General features: G+C 74.9%; 12 protein-coding genes. 8 read left to right on the top strand and 4 right to left on the bottom strand.

The genetic code is table 11. The features are described 5' to 3' along the window. Nucleotides 1-70: 70 nt before the first annotated feature. The 6 genes from ACFY0D_RS13000 to ACFY0D_RS13025 all read left to right on the top strand — a co-directional run bounded on the left by ACFY0D_RS13000 (nt 71) and on the right by ACFY0D_RS13025 (nt 11,581). Nucleotides 71-295 (top strand): MbtH family protein, encoded by a 225-nt coding sequence (locus ACFY0D_RS13000; protein WP_382542299.1) that lies wholly within the window; start codon nt 71-73, stop codon nt 293-295. Continuing rightward, complete coding sequence (locus ACFY0D_RS13005; RefSeq protein ID WP_390798391.1) at nt 288-2,105, top strand: condensation domain-containing protein; 1,818 nt, start codon at nt 288-290, stop codon at nt 2,103-2,105. Before ACFY0D_RS13000 ends, ACFY0D_RS13005 begins: the two co-directional genes overlap by 8 nt. After that, nucleotides 2,102-5,326: an amino acid adenylation domain-containing protein gene (locus ACFY0D_RS13010; RefSeq protein ID WP_390798392.1), complete on the top strand. Its 3,225-nt coding sequence runs from the start codon at nt 2,102-2,104 to the stop codon at nt 5,324-5,326. Before ACFY0D_RS13005 ends, ACFY0D_RS13010 begins: the two co-directional genes overlap by 4 nt. Nucleotides 5,327-5,345: 19 nt before the next feature. Next, complete coding sequence (locus ACFY0D_RS13015; RefSeq protein WP_390798393.1) at nt 5,346-8,585, top strand: amino acid adenylation domain-containing protein; 3,240 nt, start codon at nt 5,346-5,348, stop codon at nt 8,583-8,585. 108 nt (nt 8,586-8,693) lie between these two features. Beyond that, the gene (locus ACFY0D_RS13020; RefSeq protein ID WP_390798394.1) at nt 8,694-10,232 is read left to right on the top strand and encodes an amino acid adenylation domain-containing protein; all 1,539 of its coding nucleotides are present in this window, start codon (nt 8,694-8,696) and stop codon (nt 10,230-10,232) included. Nucleotides 10,233-10,279: 47 nt separating this feature from the next. Further along, nucleotides 10,280-11,581 (top strand): MFS transporter, encoded by a 1,302-nt coding sequence (locus ACFY0D_RS13025; RefSeq protein WP_390798395.1) that lies wholly within the window; start codon nt 10,280-10,282, stop codon nt 11,579-11,581. Here the strand turns inward: ACFY0D_RS13025 and ACFY0D_RS13030 are convergent. Next, complete coding sequence (locus ACFY0D_RS13030) at nt 11,575-11,802, bottom strand: response regulator transcription factor (protein ID WP_030016799.1); 228 nt, start codon at nt 11,800-11,802, stop codon at nt 11,575-11,577. The two genes, ACFY0D_RS13025 and ACFY0D_RS13030, sit on opposite strands and share 7 nt — an antisense overlap. A 245-nt stretch (nt 11,803-12,047) precedes the next feature. On the opposite strand from ACFY0D_RS13030, the gene ACFY0D_RS13035 reads away from it, so the two are divergent. Both ACFY0D_RS13035 and ACFY0D_RS13040 read left to right on the top strand, forming a co-directional pair. Then, nucleotides 12,048-13,097, top strand: coding sequence for a LuxR C-terminal-related transcriptional regulator (locus ACFY0D_RS13035; RefSeq protein WP_390798396.1), 1,050 nt, complete (start codon nt 12,048-12,050; stop codon nt 13,095-13,097). Between the two features lie 97 nt (nt 13,098-13,194). Next, on the top strand, nt 13,195-13,707 hold the full coding sequence (locus tag ACFY0D_RS13040) for a hypothetical protein (protein WP_390798397.1): 513 nt from the start codon (nt 13,195-13,197) through the stop codon (nt 13,705-13,707). 89 nt (nt 13,708-13,796) lie between these two features. Here ACFY0D_RS13040 and ACFY0D_RS13045 read toward each other — a convergent pair whose 3' ends face one another. From ACFY0D_RS13045 to ACFY0D_RS13055, 3 genes are all read right to left on the bottom strand, one after another. Beyond that, on the bottom strand, nt 13,797-14,045 hold the full coding sequence (locus tag ACFY0D_RS13045; RefSeq protein ID WP_390798398.1) for a hypothetical protein: 249 nt from the start codon (nt 14,043-14,045) through the stop codon (nt 13,797-13,799). Between the two features lie 175 nt (nt 14,046-14,220). Then, a complete protein-coding gene (locus ACFY0D_RS13050) occupies nt 14,221-15,552 on the bottom strand; it encodes an MFS transporter (protein ID WP_390798399.1) in 1,332 nt (443 codons plus the stop codon). An 84-nt stretch (nt 15,553-15,636) separates the two neighbouring features. Beyond that, nucleotides 15,637-15,837: an MbtH family protein gene (locus tag ACFY0D_RS13055; RefSeq protein ID WP_390798400.1), complete on the bottom strand. Its 201-nt coding sequence runs from the start codon at nt 15,835-15,837 to the stop codon at nt 15,637-15,639. Between the last annotated feature and the right edge of the window lie 2 nt (nt 15,838-15,839).

Raw genomic sequence — 15,839 nt, forward strand, 5'->3', positions numbered from 1 at the left:
TCGTCACTCCCATCCCGAAGGCGCGCCGTACGACCCGTACGGCCGCACCCGATCCGAAAGGTGAACCGCCATGAGCAACCCCTTCGAGAACGACAACGCCGCCTACGTCGTGGTCCGCAACGACGAGCTCCAGCACTCCCTGTGGCCCGCCGCCAACCCCGTCCCGGCCGGCTGGACCGTCGTGCACGGCCCCGACGGGCGCCAGGCCTGCCTGGACCACGTCGAGCGGGTCTGGACCGACATGCGCCCCGCCTCCCTGGTGGCCGCCCTCGCCGGGAACGCGCCCCGTGGCTGAGCCCGTCCACCGTGCCGGGCAGCCGGCCGGCACCGAGACCGACACCGACACCGGCGCCGACCCCGTACGGACCCTGTGCACGCTCTTCGCCGAGGTCCTCGGCCGCGCCGGGGTCGACGCGGGCCACAGCTTCACCGGGCTGGGCGGGGACAGCATCCAGGCGATCCAGGTCGTCAGCCGCGCCCGCGCGGCCGGCCTCGTCGTCAGCACGCGCGACGTGCTCCGCGCCGAGAGCGTGAGCGCGCTCGCCGCCACCGCCCGCGCCCACGGCCGGGCGGGGGAGAGCGCCGGCCCGGCCGCGCCCCCGCGCCGCCTGGGCCCGCTGGTACCCACCCCCATCATGGGCTGGCTCGCCGAACTCGGCGGTCCCGTCGACACGTACAACCAGTCGCTCGTCCTGCGCACCCCGCCGGGCTTCGGGGCGGCCGACGCCGAACGCACCGTCCAGGCCCTCCTCGACACCCACGAGATGCTCCGCCTGCGGCTGCCCGACGGGATCGGGGCCTTTGGCGCCGAGCCGCTCGTACCGCCCGCGGGTTCTGCCACGGCGGCGGAGCTGCTGGAGCACGTGGACGCCCGCGGGAAGGGCGACGGGGAACTGCCCGCCCTCACCCGGGAGCGGATGCGCGCGGCCCGGCGGCTGCTCTCGCCCCGCGAGGGACACATGCTGCGCGCCGTACTCCTCGACCGGGGAGCCGGACAGCAGGGACGTCTCGCGCTCGTCGTCCACCACCTCGTGGTCGACGGCGTCTCGTGGCGGATCCTCCAGGACGACTTGCGGGCCTGCGCCGCGGCCCTCGCCGAGGGCCGCGAGCCCGTCCTGGAACCGGCGCACACCCCCTTCGCGCACTGGGCCGACCTGCTGCGCGCGGAGGCCACCTCCGGCCGCCGGACCGCCGAGGCCGACCGCTGGGCCGCCGCCCTGCGCGAGGCCCCGCAGGCCCTCGCCGGGGTCCGCGCACCCGGCGGCCTCGACCCCGAGAGCCCGGACAACACCCTCACCCTGACCCTCGGGCCGGACGTGACGGGCCCGCTGCTCACCACCGCGCCCGGCCTCGTCAACGGCACCGTCAACGACGTCCTGCTGACCGCCCTGGCCCTGGCCGTGCTCGGCAGGCGGAGCGCCGACGGCGCCGACGGGCCGGACGCGGAGGGAGCCGTCCTCGTCGACGTCGAGGGACACGGCCGGGAGGACGTCGCCGACGGCACGGACCTCTCCCGCACCGTCGGCTGGTTCACCACCGTGTTCCCCGTCCGCCTCGCCCTCGGCCGCCCCGACCTCGACGAGGCCCGCGCCGGCGGACCCGCGGTCGGCGCCGCCCTGCGTCTGGTCAAGGAGGAACTGCGCGCCGTACCGGACAAGGGCATCGGCTTCGGGCTGCTGCGCCATCTCAACTCCCGTACCGGGCCGGACCTCGCCGCGCGCGGCATACCCCAGATCGGCTTCAACTACCTCGGCCGCTTCCCGATGGGCGGCGACGCCCCCTGGGACGCCGCGCCCGGGCACGCCTTCGCCCTCGACGACGCCGACGACGGCCTTCCGATGGCCCACGCCGTGGAGGTCAACGCGGCCGCCCACGAGGGCCCGGACGGCCTCACCCTCAGCGCCACCTGGACCTGGGCGGGCAACGCCTTCCCGGGGAGTTGGGTCCACGACCTCGCGCAGGAGTGGTTCACCATGCTGCGCGCCGTCGTCACCCACGCCGCCCGCCCGGACGCCGGCGGGCTGACCCCCTCCGACGTGTCCCTCGCCCAGGTCAGCCAGGCCGACCTCGACACCTTCGAATCCCAGCTCGGAGCCCTGCTGTGATCCCTCTGTCCCACGCCCAGCAGCGGCTGTGGTTCCACGCCCGGGACGGCGCCGACGGCGCGCTCTACCACATCCCCGTCGGGCTGCGGCTGAGCGGCGCCCTCGACCGGGCCGCCCTGCGCGCCGCCCTCGCGGACGTCAGCGCCCGCCACGAGGCCCTGCGCACCGTCTTCCCCGACGCGGCGGGCCGCCCCCACCAGCGGGTCCTGTACCCCGCGGACGCCGTCCCGGAGCTCACCGTCACCGTCTGCCCGCCCGGCGAACGCGCCCGGCGGGCCGGGGAGGCGTCGTCCCGGCCCTTCGACCTCGGCACCGAACCGCCTCTGCGCGCCGACCTGTTCACCGACGAAGCCGAGGAGCACTACCTGCTCCTGGTCCTGCACCACATCGCGGGCGACGGCCACTCCGTGAACGTCCTCGTCCGCGACCTGGCCGCCGCCTACACCGCCCGGTGCTCCGGACGGCCGCCCGAGTGGCCCGAACTGCCCGTCCAGTACCCGGACTACGCCCTGTGGCAGCGCGAACTCCTCGGTCCGGCCCAGGACCCCGGCTCCCTGCACGCCCGGCTGCTCACCCACTGGGCGTCCGTCCTGGACGGCCTGCCCGAGGAACTGGCCCTGCCCGCCGACCGGCCGCGCCCGGCCGTGGCCGGCCACCGGGGCGCACTGGTGGAGGCACGGACCGACGCCGCCGTCCACGCGGGGCTGGCCGCACTGGCCCGGGACGGCCGCGCCACGCCGTTCATGGCCGTGCAGGCCGCCTTCGCGGCCCTGCTCACCCGTCTCGGCGCCGGCACCGACCTGCCGCTCGGCTGCCCCGTCGACGGCCGCGACGACGAAGCCCTCACCGACCTCGTGGGCCTCTTCGTCAACACCCTGATCGTGCGCGCCGACACCTCGGGCGACCCCACCTTCACGGAGGTACTGGGCCGCGTCCGGTCCGCCGCCCTGGAGACGTACGCCCACCAGGAACTGCCCTTCGAATCGCTCGTCGAGCGCCTCAACCCGGCCCGCTCGCCCGCCCGTCACCCGCTCTTCCAGGTCGCCGTCTCCGCCCAGCGCGGCGAGCCGCTCACCCCCGCCTTCGCGGGCCTGCGGGCCGAGGTGGAGGCGGTACGCACCGACACCGCCAAGTTCGACCTCACCCTGGAGGTCGAGGAGCTCCACGACCCGGCCACCGGAGAACCCCGGGGCCTGGCCCTCGGCCTGGAGTACGCGAGCGACCTGTTCGACGGCACGACGGCCCGGCGCCTGCTGGACCGGCTCGTCCACCTCATCGGCGCCGTCGTCCGCGAACCCGGGACCCCCCTCTCCGCGCTCGACGTCCTGCTGCCCGGGGAACGCGCCGACCTCCTGGAGCACTGGCAGGGCGCCCCCGCCGCGGCCGACGCCCGCACCGTCCACCAGGCCTTCGAGGAGCGGGCCGCCGCCCACCCCGGCCGCGCCGCCGTGCTCTGCGCCGGCCGGGAGACCACGTACGCCGAACTCGACGCCCGGGCCGACCGGATCGCCGGGCGGCTGCGCACCCTCGGCGTCCGCCCGGGCGAGGCCGTCGCCGTACTGATGGACCGCTCGGCCGGCCTCGTCGCCGCCTGCCTCGGCATCCTCAAGGCGGGCGCCGCCTACCTGCCGCTGGACGCGCGGGCCCCGCGCGCCCGTACCGAGGCCGTGATCACCGCGGCCGGGGCCGCCGTCCTCGTCACCGACGTCCCGGACGGCGAGCCCGTACCGGCGGGTCCGCGCCATGTACTGCGCCCGGACGGGGCCCCCGCCGACGAGGCCGCGGCAGCGGCGACGGCCACCGCGACGGCCCCGCCGCCGCCCGGTCATCCCGACGCGCTCGCCTACCTGATGTACACCTCAGGCTCCACCGGCACGCCCAAGGGCGTGGCCGTCTCCCACCGCGAGGTCGTCGCCCTCGCCACCGACCGGCGCTGGCGAGGCGGCGCGCACGAGCGGGTCCTGTTCCGCTCCCCGCACGCCTTCGACGCCTCCACCTACGAACTGTGGGTGCCGCTCCTGAACGGCGGCCTGGTCGTCGTCGCACCGCCCGGCGAGCTCGACGTCGACGCGCTGGCCCGGCTGATGGCCGAGGAGAAGGTCACCGGAACCTTCCTGACCGCCACCCTCTTCAACGTCCTCGCCGACCGCTGCCTGCCCGCACTCGGCACGCTGCACGAGGTGATGACCGGTGGCGAGGCCGCCTCCCCGTCCATGGTCCGCCGGGTCCGTGAGGCCTGCCCCGGCACCACCGTCACCAACGCCTACGGCCCCACCGAGACCACCACCTTCGCCGCGACCTTCGCCGTCGGCCCGGGCCAGGAGGCCCCCGACGGCCAGGTCCCCATCGGCCGCCCGCTCGACGGTACGCAGCTCCACGTCCTCGACGAACGGCTCGGCCTCGCCGCGCCCGGCGTCATCGGCGAGCTCTACATCGCGGGCGCCGGACTCGCCCAGGGCTACCTCGGCCGGGCGGCGCTGACCGCCGAACGCTTCGTCGCCTGCCCGTACGGCCCCCCGGGCGCCCGCATGTACCGCACCGGAGACCTGGCCCGCTGGAACACCGACGGCCAGGTCGAGTACCTCGGCCGCGCCGACCGGCAGGTCAAGATCCGCGGACTGCGCATCGAACCCGGCGAGATCGAGCACGCCCTGGCCGCCCACCCGGCGGTGGGCCAGGCCGCCGTCACCGTCGTGGACACGGCCGCCGGACCCGCGCTCGCGGGCTACGCGGTCCCCGCCGAGGGAACCCCCGCACCCGACCCGGGGGAACTGCGCGAGCACCTGCGCGCCCGGCTGCCCGACTACATGGTGCCCGCCACCCTCACCCTGCTCGACGCCTTCCCCGTGACGGCCAACGGCAAGACCGACCTGACCGCCCTGCCCGCGCCGGGCCCGGCGACGGCCGGCACCGCAGGAGCCCACCAGGAGCCGCGCACCGACGACGAGCGCGCCCTGTGCGCGATCTGGGAGCAGGTCCTGGGCCTCCCCCGGATCGGGGTCCACGACAGCTTCTTCGACCTCGGCGGTCACTCCCTGCTCGCCACCCAGCTGCTCGCCGAGGTCACGGCGCGGTTCGGAGCCGCCGTCGGCATCCGCCAGTTCTTCACCGGCCCCACCGTCGCCGAACTGGCCGCGGCCCTGCCCGCCGCCGCGGCCGCCGGAGCCGGCGCCGAGGACCCGCCGATCGTCCGCCGGGCCCGCCGCACCCAGACCGCCTGACCACAGAAGGAACACCACCGTGAACCACCCGCCGTCCACCCCCGCTCCCGCTCCCGCCGCCCCCGCCGCACGCTCCCTGGTCGAGGACGTCCTGCCGCTCTCCCCGCTCCAGGACGGCATCCTCTTCCACGCCCTCTTCGACGAGGAGGAACGCGACGTCTACGTCGCCCAGCTGCTCCTCGACCTCGACGGCCCCCTCGACGCGGACCGGCTGCGCGCCGCCGCCGACACCGTCCTGGAACGGCACGCCAACCTCCGCGCCGGCTTCCTGCGCCGCGCCACCGGCGAACCCGCCCAGGTCGTCCAGCGCGGCGTACGGGCCCCCTGGCAGGAGGTGGACCTGTCCGGGCTCGACCCGGCCGAGCGGGCCGCCGCCGTCGACACCCTCCTCGCCGAGGACCGGGCCACCCGCTTCGACCTCGCCCGGCCGCCGCTGCTGCGCTTCGCCCTCATCCGCACCGGCCCGCTGTCCCACCGGCTGCTGCTCACCTACCACCACATCCTGATGGACGGCTGGTCCTGGCCGGTCCTGGTGCGCGAACTCCTCGCCCTGCACCACGCCGACGACGCGCCCCTGGGCCCGGTCACCCCGTACTCCGCCTTCCTGGGCCGGCTCCACAGCCGCGACACGGCCGCCGCCCAGGACGCCTGGACCCGCGCCCTGGACGGCCTGCCGGGCGGAACCCGCACCGCGCCCGTGTCCCCGCCGCCCGGCTCGGTCCTGCCCGACCGGGTGGAGACGCACCTCCCCGAGTCCCTGACCGAGCGGCTCGGCGCCCTCGCGCGCGACCACCGGATCACCGCCGGAACCCTGCTCCAGGGCGCGTGGGCGCTCCTGCTCGGGCGCCAGATCCGCTCCGAGGACGTGGTCTTCGGCGCCATCGTCAGCGGACGCGACCCCGAACTCCCCGGCGTCGCCGACATCGTGGGCCTGTGCATCAACACCGTGCCGGTCCGTGTGCGGATCGACCCCGCGGAGTCCCTCGTCGCGCTGTTCGAACGCCTCCAGGACGAGCAGGCACGGCTGATCGACCACCACCACCTGGGACTGGTCGAGATCCAGCGGCTCGCCGGAGCGGGGGAGCTCTTCGACTCCTGCGTCGCCTTCCAGAACTACCCGGTCGACGCGGCCGGCCTCGCCGCCCTCGGCGCGGGAGGGCTCCGCGTCACCGGAGTGGACCCGTACGACGCCGCCCACTACCCCCTCTCGCTGACCGCCATCCCCGGCGACCGGCTGCGCCTGCAGATCGACTACCGGCCGGACGTCTTCGAACGGGCCACCGCCCAGGCCCTGCTGGAACGGCTCGCCCGGCTCCTGGAGGCCGTCGCCGAGGATCCGTCCTGCCCGGTGGGCACCGTGGACCTGCTCTCCCCGGCCGAACGCCACCGCGTCCTGGTCGAATGGAACGACACCGCGCGCGACGAGCAGTACGCGGAGGCCGTCGAGCGCGTACGGCAGCAGGCCGAGCGACGCCCGGAGGCCGTCGCCGCCACCGACGACAGCGGCCGCGAGCTGAGCTACGCGGCCCTCGTCGCCCGCGCCGACGCCCTCGCCCTGGCCCTGCTCGCCGACGGCGTGCGCCCCGGCGACCTGGTCGCGGTGCTGAGCGAGCCCACCGCCCGGGTCCCCGTCGCGATGCTCGGCATCCTCGGCTCCGGAGCGGCCTACGTCCCCCTCGACCCCGAGGGACCCGTCACCCGTACCGCCGACCTTCTGGCGAGCGGCGGGATCGCCCGGCTGCTGGCCGCCCCCGAACAGCGTGCCCGCGCCGAGGAGATCGCCGCCGCCGTCCCCGGCGGCCTGCCCGTCCTCGTGATCGACGACGCGTCGGCCGCCGCCCCGGGCGAGCGGCCGGCGCCGGCCGGCGGACCCGACGCCCTCGCCTACGTCTGCTTCACCTCGGGCTCCACCGGCAAGCCCAAGGGCGCCATGGTCCACCGCCGGGGCATGAACAACCACCTCCTGGCCAAGGCCGAGGACCTCGGCCTCGGCGACGGCGACCGCGTGGTGATGAACGCCCCGCTCACCTTCGACATCTCCGTGTGGCAGATGCTCGCCCCGCTGATCACCGGCGGACAGGTCCACCTGGTCACCCGGGACACCGCCCGCGACCCGGCCGCCCTCTTCGACGACGCCGCCCGCCGGGGGATCACCGTCCTGGAGACCGTGCCCTCCTTCGTCCGCGCCGCCGTCGACCTGTGGGACACCGGCGTGCTGCCGCCGGCCCTGCCCGAACTGCGCTGGTTCATCGTCAACGGCGAGGTGCTGCCGCCCGAACTGTGCACCCGCTGGTACGCGCGCCACCCGCAGGCCGCGATCGTCAACGCCTACGGCCTCACCGAGTGCTCCGACGACAACACCCACGCCTTCATCGGCCCCGACGTGCACGCCCAGCTGGAACACGGCCGGCTGCCCGTCGGCCGCCCGCTGCGCAACAACACCCTCTACCTGCTGGACGCCGCGCTCGCCCCCGTACCGCCCGGCGTGCCCGGCGAACTCTTCATCGGCGGCACCGGCGTGGGCCCCGGATACCTGCGCGACCCGCGCCGCTCCAGCGAGCGCTACGTACCCGACCCGTTCTCCGCCGTGCCCGGCAGCCGGATGTACCGCACCGGCGACCTCGCCCGGATGCGGGCCGACGGCCAGCTCGACTTCCTCGGCCGCCAGGACCACCAGGTCAAGGTCCGCGGCAACCGCATCGAACTCGGCGAGGTGGAGACCGCGCTGCGCGCCGTGCCGGGCGTCGGCGAGGCCGTCGTCGCCGTCGACCGGGATCACGCGGGCCAGCAGCGGCTCGTCTGCTACTTCACCGGCACGACCACCGCCGGGGAGGTCCGCGCCGAACTGGGCCGGAACCTGCCCAACTACATGGTCCCGTCGCTGTTCCTGCACCTGCCGCAGTTCCCGCTCACCGTCAACGGCAAGCTCGACCGCAATGCGCTCCCCGACCCGGCCACCGTGCACCGCCCGGCGGGCCGGCTGCCCGCCACCCCCGCGGAGAAGACGGTCTGCGAGATCTTCGCCTCCGTCCTCGGCCTCCAGGAGGCGGGCATGGACGACGACTTCTTCGCCCACGGCGGCCACTCCCTCCTCGCCACCCGGCTGGCCGGCCGCATCGGCACCGAACTCGGCGTACGGCTGAACATCCGCGACCTCTTCGAGACGCCCACCCCGGCGGGCATCGCCGCCCGCCTCGCCGAGGCCGCCACCGCACCCGCCCGCCCCGCCCTGCGCCCCCGCTCCCGCGACCAGGGCTGACCGGGCGTGACCGCGCGTTCAGGCGCCCGAACGCGCCTGAACGCGCCGCCGCCCCCGCGAAGAGCCCCCGCGACGAGCCCGTCCGCACCCCCAGGAGACACCACCACCATGAGCCCCACCGAGACCACCCCCGTGCCCCTGCGCATCGCGCACCGGGCCGGGATCGCACCCGAGGCCACCGCGGTCCGCGCACCCGAAGGAGAGCTGACCTACCGGCAGTTCGACCGGCGGGCGCGCGCGGTGGCCGAGGAACTGCGCGCCGCGGGCGCCGGGCCGGAGGACACGGTGCTCCTGGGGGTGCGCCGGGGCGTCCACTGGGCGGTGGGGCTGCTCGGCATCTGGTACGCGGGCGCGGCCCCCCTCCTGGTGGACCTCGACGCCCCCGACGAGCGGCTGCGCACCCTGCTGGCGGCCGCCGGCACCCGGCACGCGGTCGCCCCCGACACCTACGCGGCCGCGATGCTGCAACGCCGCACCGGGAGCGAGCTGTTCTGGGCCTCCACCACGACCGCGGCCCCCACGTCGGCGGCCCGGCCCGCCGACATCGCCCCCGGCTCCCTCGCCTACGTGCTCTTCACCTCCGGCTCCACCGGGCAGCCCAAGCCCGTGGCGGTCGGCCACGCCGGACTCGCCGCGCAGGTCGCCACCCTGGCCGGACGCTACGGGCTGACCGCCGAGGACGCGGTCCTGCAGTTCGCGGCCCCCGCCTTCGACGTCAGCCTGGAGGAGGCCCTGCCCACCTGGTGCACGGGCGGCACGGCCGTCTTCGTCAGGGACAACGTCCTCTCGCCCGCCGAACTGGAGCCGTTCCTCGCCGAGGAGCGGATCAGCGTCGTCAACCTGCCCACCCCGTACTGGTCGCAGTGGGCCAAGGACCTGGAGCGCGCCCCGCGGCCGCTGCCGTCCGCACTGCGCCGCGTGGTGATCGGCAGCGACGCGGGCCGCACCGCGGACCTGACGCGCTGGACGGCCGCCGGACACCCCCCGGTGATCAGCTGCTACGGCCTCACCGAGTCCACGATCACCGCCACCTCCTACGAGCCGGGACCGGCCGAACTGGCCGGCTTCGCGGGCGACGAGCTGATCCCGCTCGGTGAACCGCTGGCGGGCGTACGGGCCTACGTCCTCGACGAGGAGCTGCGCGAGGCGCCCCCCGGCGCCGCGGGCGAGCTGTACCTGGCGGGTTCCTGCCTGGCGCGCGGCTACCACGGCCGGCCGGGGCCGACCTCCGAGCGGTTCGTCGCCGACCCCTTCGCCGACGCCCCCGGCGAGCGCATGTACCGCACGGGCGACCGCGTCACCCGCGCACCCGGAGGCCCGCTCGTCTTCCTCGGGCGCGCCGACGACCAGGTCAAGATCCGCGGCCACCGGGTCGAACTCAAGGAGGTCGAGGCGGCCGTGGCCGCCCACCCCGACGTCGTCGACGTGGTCGCCCGCGCCGTCGCGGCGGCCGACGGACCGCAGCTGGCCGCCTGGGCCGCGGTCACCCCCGGCAGCTCCCTCACCCCGGACGCCCTGCGCCGGCACCTTCTGGCCAAGGTGCCCGGGTACCTCGTACCGGCCGTGGTGACACTGATGGACAGGCTGCCGCGGACCCCGGGCGGCAAGCTCGATCCCCGGGCGCTCCCCGCGCCCGCCCCCCGATGAACCAGCAGCCCGCGGGCCCCGTCCGCGACCAGACAAGGAACGCACCCGTGTCCGTCACCACCGACGAGTCCACCGATCCCGTCCAGAGCGTCGAGCGCCGCCGGCGCAGGGACTTCCGCCTCTTCATGTCCTCGCACATCTGCAACGAGCTGGGCAGCAGCATCACGTACGTGGCTCTGCCGCTGATGGCGGTGCTCACCCTCGACGCCTCGGCGATGCAGGCCGGTCTGCTGTCCGCCGCGGAACACGCGGCCTTCCTGCTGCTGGGACTGCCCGCCGGGGCCTGGGTGGACCGGATGCGCAAGCGCCGCGTGATGATGGCCGCCGACCTGGCGCGCGCCGTCCTGCTGACGGCACTGCCGGTGGCCTACCTGCTGGACCTGCACTCGATGCCACTGCTGTACGCGGTCGCCCTGCTGCTCGGCTGCGCCCGGCTGTTCGGTGACGTGGCCGATCAGAGCTACCTGCCGACCCTCATCGGCAAGGACACCCTGATCGCGGGCAACTCGAAGCTGGAGACGGTGCGTTCGGGGGCCGAGTTCGCAGGACCCGGCATCGCCGGCTTCCTCGTGCAACTGCTGGGCGCGGCCGGGACGCTGGCCGGGCAGGCGGTCACCTCACTGGTGTCCGTGGTCCTTCTGGGGCGGATCGGGGCCCGGGAGGAGAAGCCGGAGCCCGCCCCGCGCCGGCATCTGCTGCGCGACATCCGCGAAGGGCTGGGCTATGTCCTGAGCCACCGGATCCTGCGGCTCATCGCCCTGAACACGGCTGCCGTGAACCTGTTCCTCAGCGCGGTGATGGCCATCGAGGTGCTCTTCCTGACCCGCACCGTGGGGCTGCCGCCCGCGGCCATCGGCTGGGTGCTGACGACCGCCACCATCGGCTCGGTGCTCGCCGCCACCGCCGCGGACCGGGTGACCCGGGCCGTCGGCGCGGCCCGGCTCACGTGGCTGTCCCTGCTGGTGACCATGCCCTTCGGGCTGCTGCTCCCGCTGGCCGACGACGACTGGCGGATCGGCCTGTTCGTGCTCGGGTCGCTCGTCCAGTCGGCCGGCGTCACCCTGTACAACATCTGCCAGGTCACCTACCGGCAGACGGTCTGCCCGCCGCACCTGCTCGGCCGGATGACCGCCACCATGCGCTTCCTGGTGTGGGGCGTGCTGCCCCTGAGCGGCCTGCTGGCGGGACTCCTCGGTGAACTGCTGGGCGTGCGCAACGCCCTGTGGCTCTGTGCCGCCGCCCTGTCGGCGGCCCCGCTGGTCCTGCTCTGCTCCCCGCTGCGGCGGATGCGCGAGTTCGAGGACGATGCACCGGGGGCCGGGGCCACGGCCGCGCGACCGGCTCAGTAGCCCAGCCGGAAGGCGATGTGGGTGAGCTGGGTCCGGTTCACCGCGCCGGTCTTGCTGCGCAGCCGGCGCAGGTAGGTGTCGACCGTGTGCGGGCTCAGCCCCATCCGGCAGGCGATCATCCGGTACGTGTCCCCCTGCGCGAGGTAGGCGAGGACCTCCTGCTCGCGGGGGGTCAGGGCGGGCAGCTCCGGTGCGCGGGCGGTGAGCGTGGTGTGCAGCATGTGGGGCTCCGGATTCCGGGTCGAAGATGAAGGGGAGCGGCGGGGTACGGCACCCCCGGTGACGGTGTGGTCACGCTGCGCGTGACCGCACCGTTTCGGACGTCCGGGGCCTGAAGTGGCCGGACACCCGCCGCTGTTCGTCCGGTACAGCCTTTCGCCCTGCATATCCTGGCGCCAGGGGGCAGGCACCTCACCAAAGTGCCTGGCAGTAAAGCGACCCGGGGTGAAAAGGGCAAAGTGGGGCAATGCAAACATCTGACGTGGTGCCGGATCCGAAGAGAGCCGATGTTGACATCGATGTCTACGGCTGGGTGCTCGAACACCGCACGGTGGACGTGGACGCCGTGGCCGCCGGTACGGGACTGGAGGCGGAGGAGGTCCGGCGCAGCGTGTCACGCCTGCGCGCCTCCCGCCTGCTGCATGTGAGCCCGAGCGACCCGTCGGTGGCCTTCGCGGTGGCCCCGGACACGGCCGCCGAGCAGCTCGTCGCGCCCCTGGAGGCGCAGATCCGCGACCAGCGGCAGGCGATCAGCGGGATCCGCGAGGACCTGGGCCGCTTCCTGCCGCACTACCTGGGCCGCCGTTCCACGGGGGAGTCGCTGGAGGTCCTGGAGAGCCTGGAGGACGTGCGCGGGGCACTCAACCGGGCCTCTCTCAACTGCACGACCGAGATGCTCAGCTCGCAGCCCGGGGGCGGCGGCAGGGTGCCGGAGGCGATGCAGGAGGCGCTGCGGCGGGACGAGACGATGCTCCAGCGGGGTATCTCGATCCGGACCCTCTATCACCACACGGCCCGCTTCAACGGACCGAGCCAGGCCTATGTCGCGGCCACCTCCGTACTGGGGGCGCAGTACCGCACCGCGCACGAACTGTTCGGCCGGCTCATCGCCTTCGACCGGGAACTGGCCTTCATACCCGTCGCCGACGGCAGTTGGGGCGCCGTCGTCGTACGCGAGCCGTCGACCGTCGCGTACCTGTGCAACATCTTCGACCAGACCTGGGACCTGGCCTCGCCGTTCTCGGCCGCGGCGGGCCAGGGGCTCGAAGAGGTGGCCCGCGAGATCCACGAGACGATCATCCGGCTGCTCGCGGCCGGGCTGAAGGACGAGGCCATAGCGCGACGCCTGGGCATGTCGCTGCGCACGGCCCGGCGCCACATCGCCGACATCATGCAGGAGCTGGGTGCGGGCAGTCGCTTCCAGGCGGGGGTGGCCGCCGCGGCGCGCGGCCTGCTGGAACCCGAGGCCGAGGTCGAGGCGGACGGCGAGCCGGGACAGCCGATACAGCACTCCTGACCTGGTGTCACGCGTTCTCGTGTCTGTCGCGGTCGGCGGGCGTGTCGCATGCTGCTGAGATGGGAGCTGTGGAGCCGCCGAACAAGAGGGGCACGTAATGGACATGCCGGATGAAGCCTGCGAGCAGGAGGCCCCGCACCTGCGGGAGATCGTCCTGTTCCTCTCGGTCCACCTGGACCGGGCGCCGGGTGTGCTGTGGCCCGAGTACGACAACCCGGCGTTCGGCGACCCCGACGACGCCGGGGCGGGCCCGGCGGGTGGTGGTGTGCGCCCGGCCCAGGTGGACCGGTTCACCACCGAACTGGCCTCCTTGACCGGCCTGTCCGTCCGGCTGGACCGGGTGGAGACGGCCGGGTCCGCGCCGGGCGTCGGCGTGGACGCCGTCTGGACCGGTCAGCCCGGGGACGGGGAGCACCTGCTGATCCACCAGATCGCCGGCGCCGTGACCTGGCAGCTGACCGGGACCGGCGAGAGCGGCCGGCCGGAGTCCTTCCAGTGCCGGCTGCTGCCCGGCGAGCTGCTGTACGTGCCGGCCGGGTGGTCGCGCCGGTGTGTCGGTGCGCCGGAGGCGCAGTACGCCGCCATCTCCCTTTGCGGTACGGGCGACTGACGAAGCGCGTTGGACGAAAAGAGGGGGAGGGAGGATCGCGATGCGATCCTCCCTCCCCCTCTTTTCGCGGCCCTTACGGGCCGGTGCGATCAGCCGCCCCAGGAGCTGTCGGCCGTGTCGCGCGTCCGGCCGCCCTGGGTGGTGCCGACCGTCACCACCCGGCCGCCGGGCGTCACGATCTGACGCGGCGTCTGGGTGGTGGTGCCGCCCTCGCCCCCGGTGGTGGTCGTCACGGTGGTCGCGGCCGAGGTGTCGTCGGCGGCCTGAGCGACGCCGGCAGCGGGCAGCAGCAGGGCGGACGCGGCCACGGACAGGGCGATGGCGTAACGCTTGAGCATGGGATCCCCAGGAGTACGAGCGGTCTGGTGTGGGCGCGAACCGCTTTGTGGGCCGTCCGCGCCGGTCGGTGCAGGACCAACCTTGCCGTGCCCGGGGCACTTCGGTGATCGATCAGACTGCTCATCAAGCTGCCTGGCGCGATGGTGAGGGGCCGCAAATCCCCTCAACTCCGTCCTATTCGGTCAGGGTTCCCGCTCCTGCGACGGCCAAAGAGCCCTGTTCATGCCCGGCCGGTGCCGCCGCGGGCTCCGCCGGGCCCCGGGCGTCGAGCTCCCGCCACACCGGGAAGACCAGCGGCGTGAGCGTGACCGCGAGGTACAGCGCCCCCGTGCCCAGCAGCGCCGCCACCAGCCCCGAGACGTCCAGGGCCAGCCCCGCACCGAGCATCCCGAGCGGCGTCGCCGCCAGCGCGGCGGCCGTCAGCAGACCGAACACCCGCCCCCGCACCGCCTCGGGCACCCGCTCGTAGGCGACCGACATCATCAGCGGACCCACGATCCCCGACCCGATGCCGGACAGGGCCAGTACGCCCAGCAGCACCGGCACCCCGGGTTCGGCGGCCAGCGCGGCACACCGCACCGCCCCGACCAGGACGAAGGCCCCGACGAAGACCGCGCGCCGGGGCATCCGGTGGCCCGCCCAGCCGTACAGGGCCGCCCCGAGCAGCGCGCCGGCCCCCATGGCGGTCACCATCGCCCCGAACAGGGCGCTGCTGCGCAGCACCTGGGCCCCGTACGCCGGATAGAGCACGCCGTTCAGCGCCCCGTCCAGGGCGTTGGTCAGCATCAGGACCCCCACCATCGCCCCCAGCAGCCGGTCCCTGCGCAACTGGCCCAGCCCGAACCGCAGTTCCTGGGCGTAGGAGCCGCGCGGCGCCCCGCCGCCGGCCGGGCGGGGCCGGGCAGCCGCCGGCACCAGGGCCGTCACGAGGAGGGCGCACAGCGCCATCGCCGCCATGTCCGCGTACAGGGTGCGCACGGGGCCGGCGGCCGCGATGAGCAGACCGGCCAGCGGCGCCCCCGCCATCATGCCGATCCGGCGGGCTCCCTCGACCGCTCCCGTGGCCCGCTCCGCCGTGACGCCCGCGTGTCGCATCGCGCCGGGCAGGAGCAGCTGCTTGGAGGTGTCGGACGGTCCGCGGGCGGCCCCCACCAGGAAGACCAGGACGATCAGGACGGGCAGGGGCAGGGCGCCCGCGGCGTGCAGGAGCGGGATCAGGCTGATCGACGCGGCCGTCAGCAGATCCGCCGCGACGCTCGTCGCGCGTACGGGCAGCCGGTCGACCACCGGACCCGCGAGCACGGCGGAACACAGCAGGCCCAGCACCTCGGCGGTGGCGACGAGCCCCGTCCGGGTGCCGCTGCCGGTGCTGTGCAGGACGAACCAGGGCACGGCGACCAGGGTCGCCGCCATGCCGAGCGAGGAGATCCCGGAGGCAGCCACCAGGGCGGCCAGCGGGGTGCGGCGGCGCGGTGACGCGGAGCCGCCGGTGTACGAGCTGGTCATACGGGGTTCCTTCCGGCACCGCCGCGCCGCCCGGCAGCCCGTGACGGGGTCTGCCGGGCGGCGTGGTGCCCGGGGATCGTCGGGTCAGCCGGCCATGCTCACGCGGAGGCTGAGCGGGCGCATGTCGGTCCACACCCGCTCGATGTGCGCGAGGCAGTCCTCCCTGGTGCCGCGCACGTCCTGGTCGTGCCAGCCGAGCGGGACGGGCCGGCCGGCCTCCCAGAGGGAGTACTGCTCCTCGTCGTTGGCGACAACCAGGTACTGCTGCGGGGACGAGTCGTTCACGG

It is taken from the genome of Streptomyces sp. NPDC001502, assembly GCF_042894785.1.
GTDB classification, from domain to species: Bacteria; Actinomycetota; Actinomycetes; order Streptomycetales; family Streptomycetaceae; genus Streptomyces; species Streptomyces kutzneri.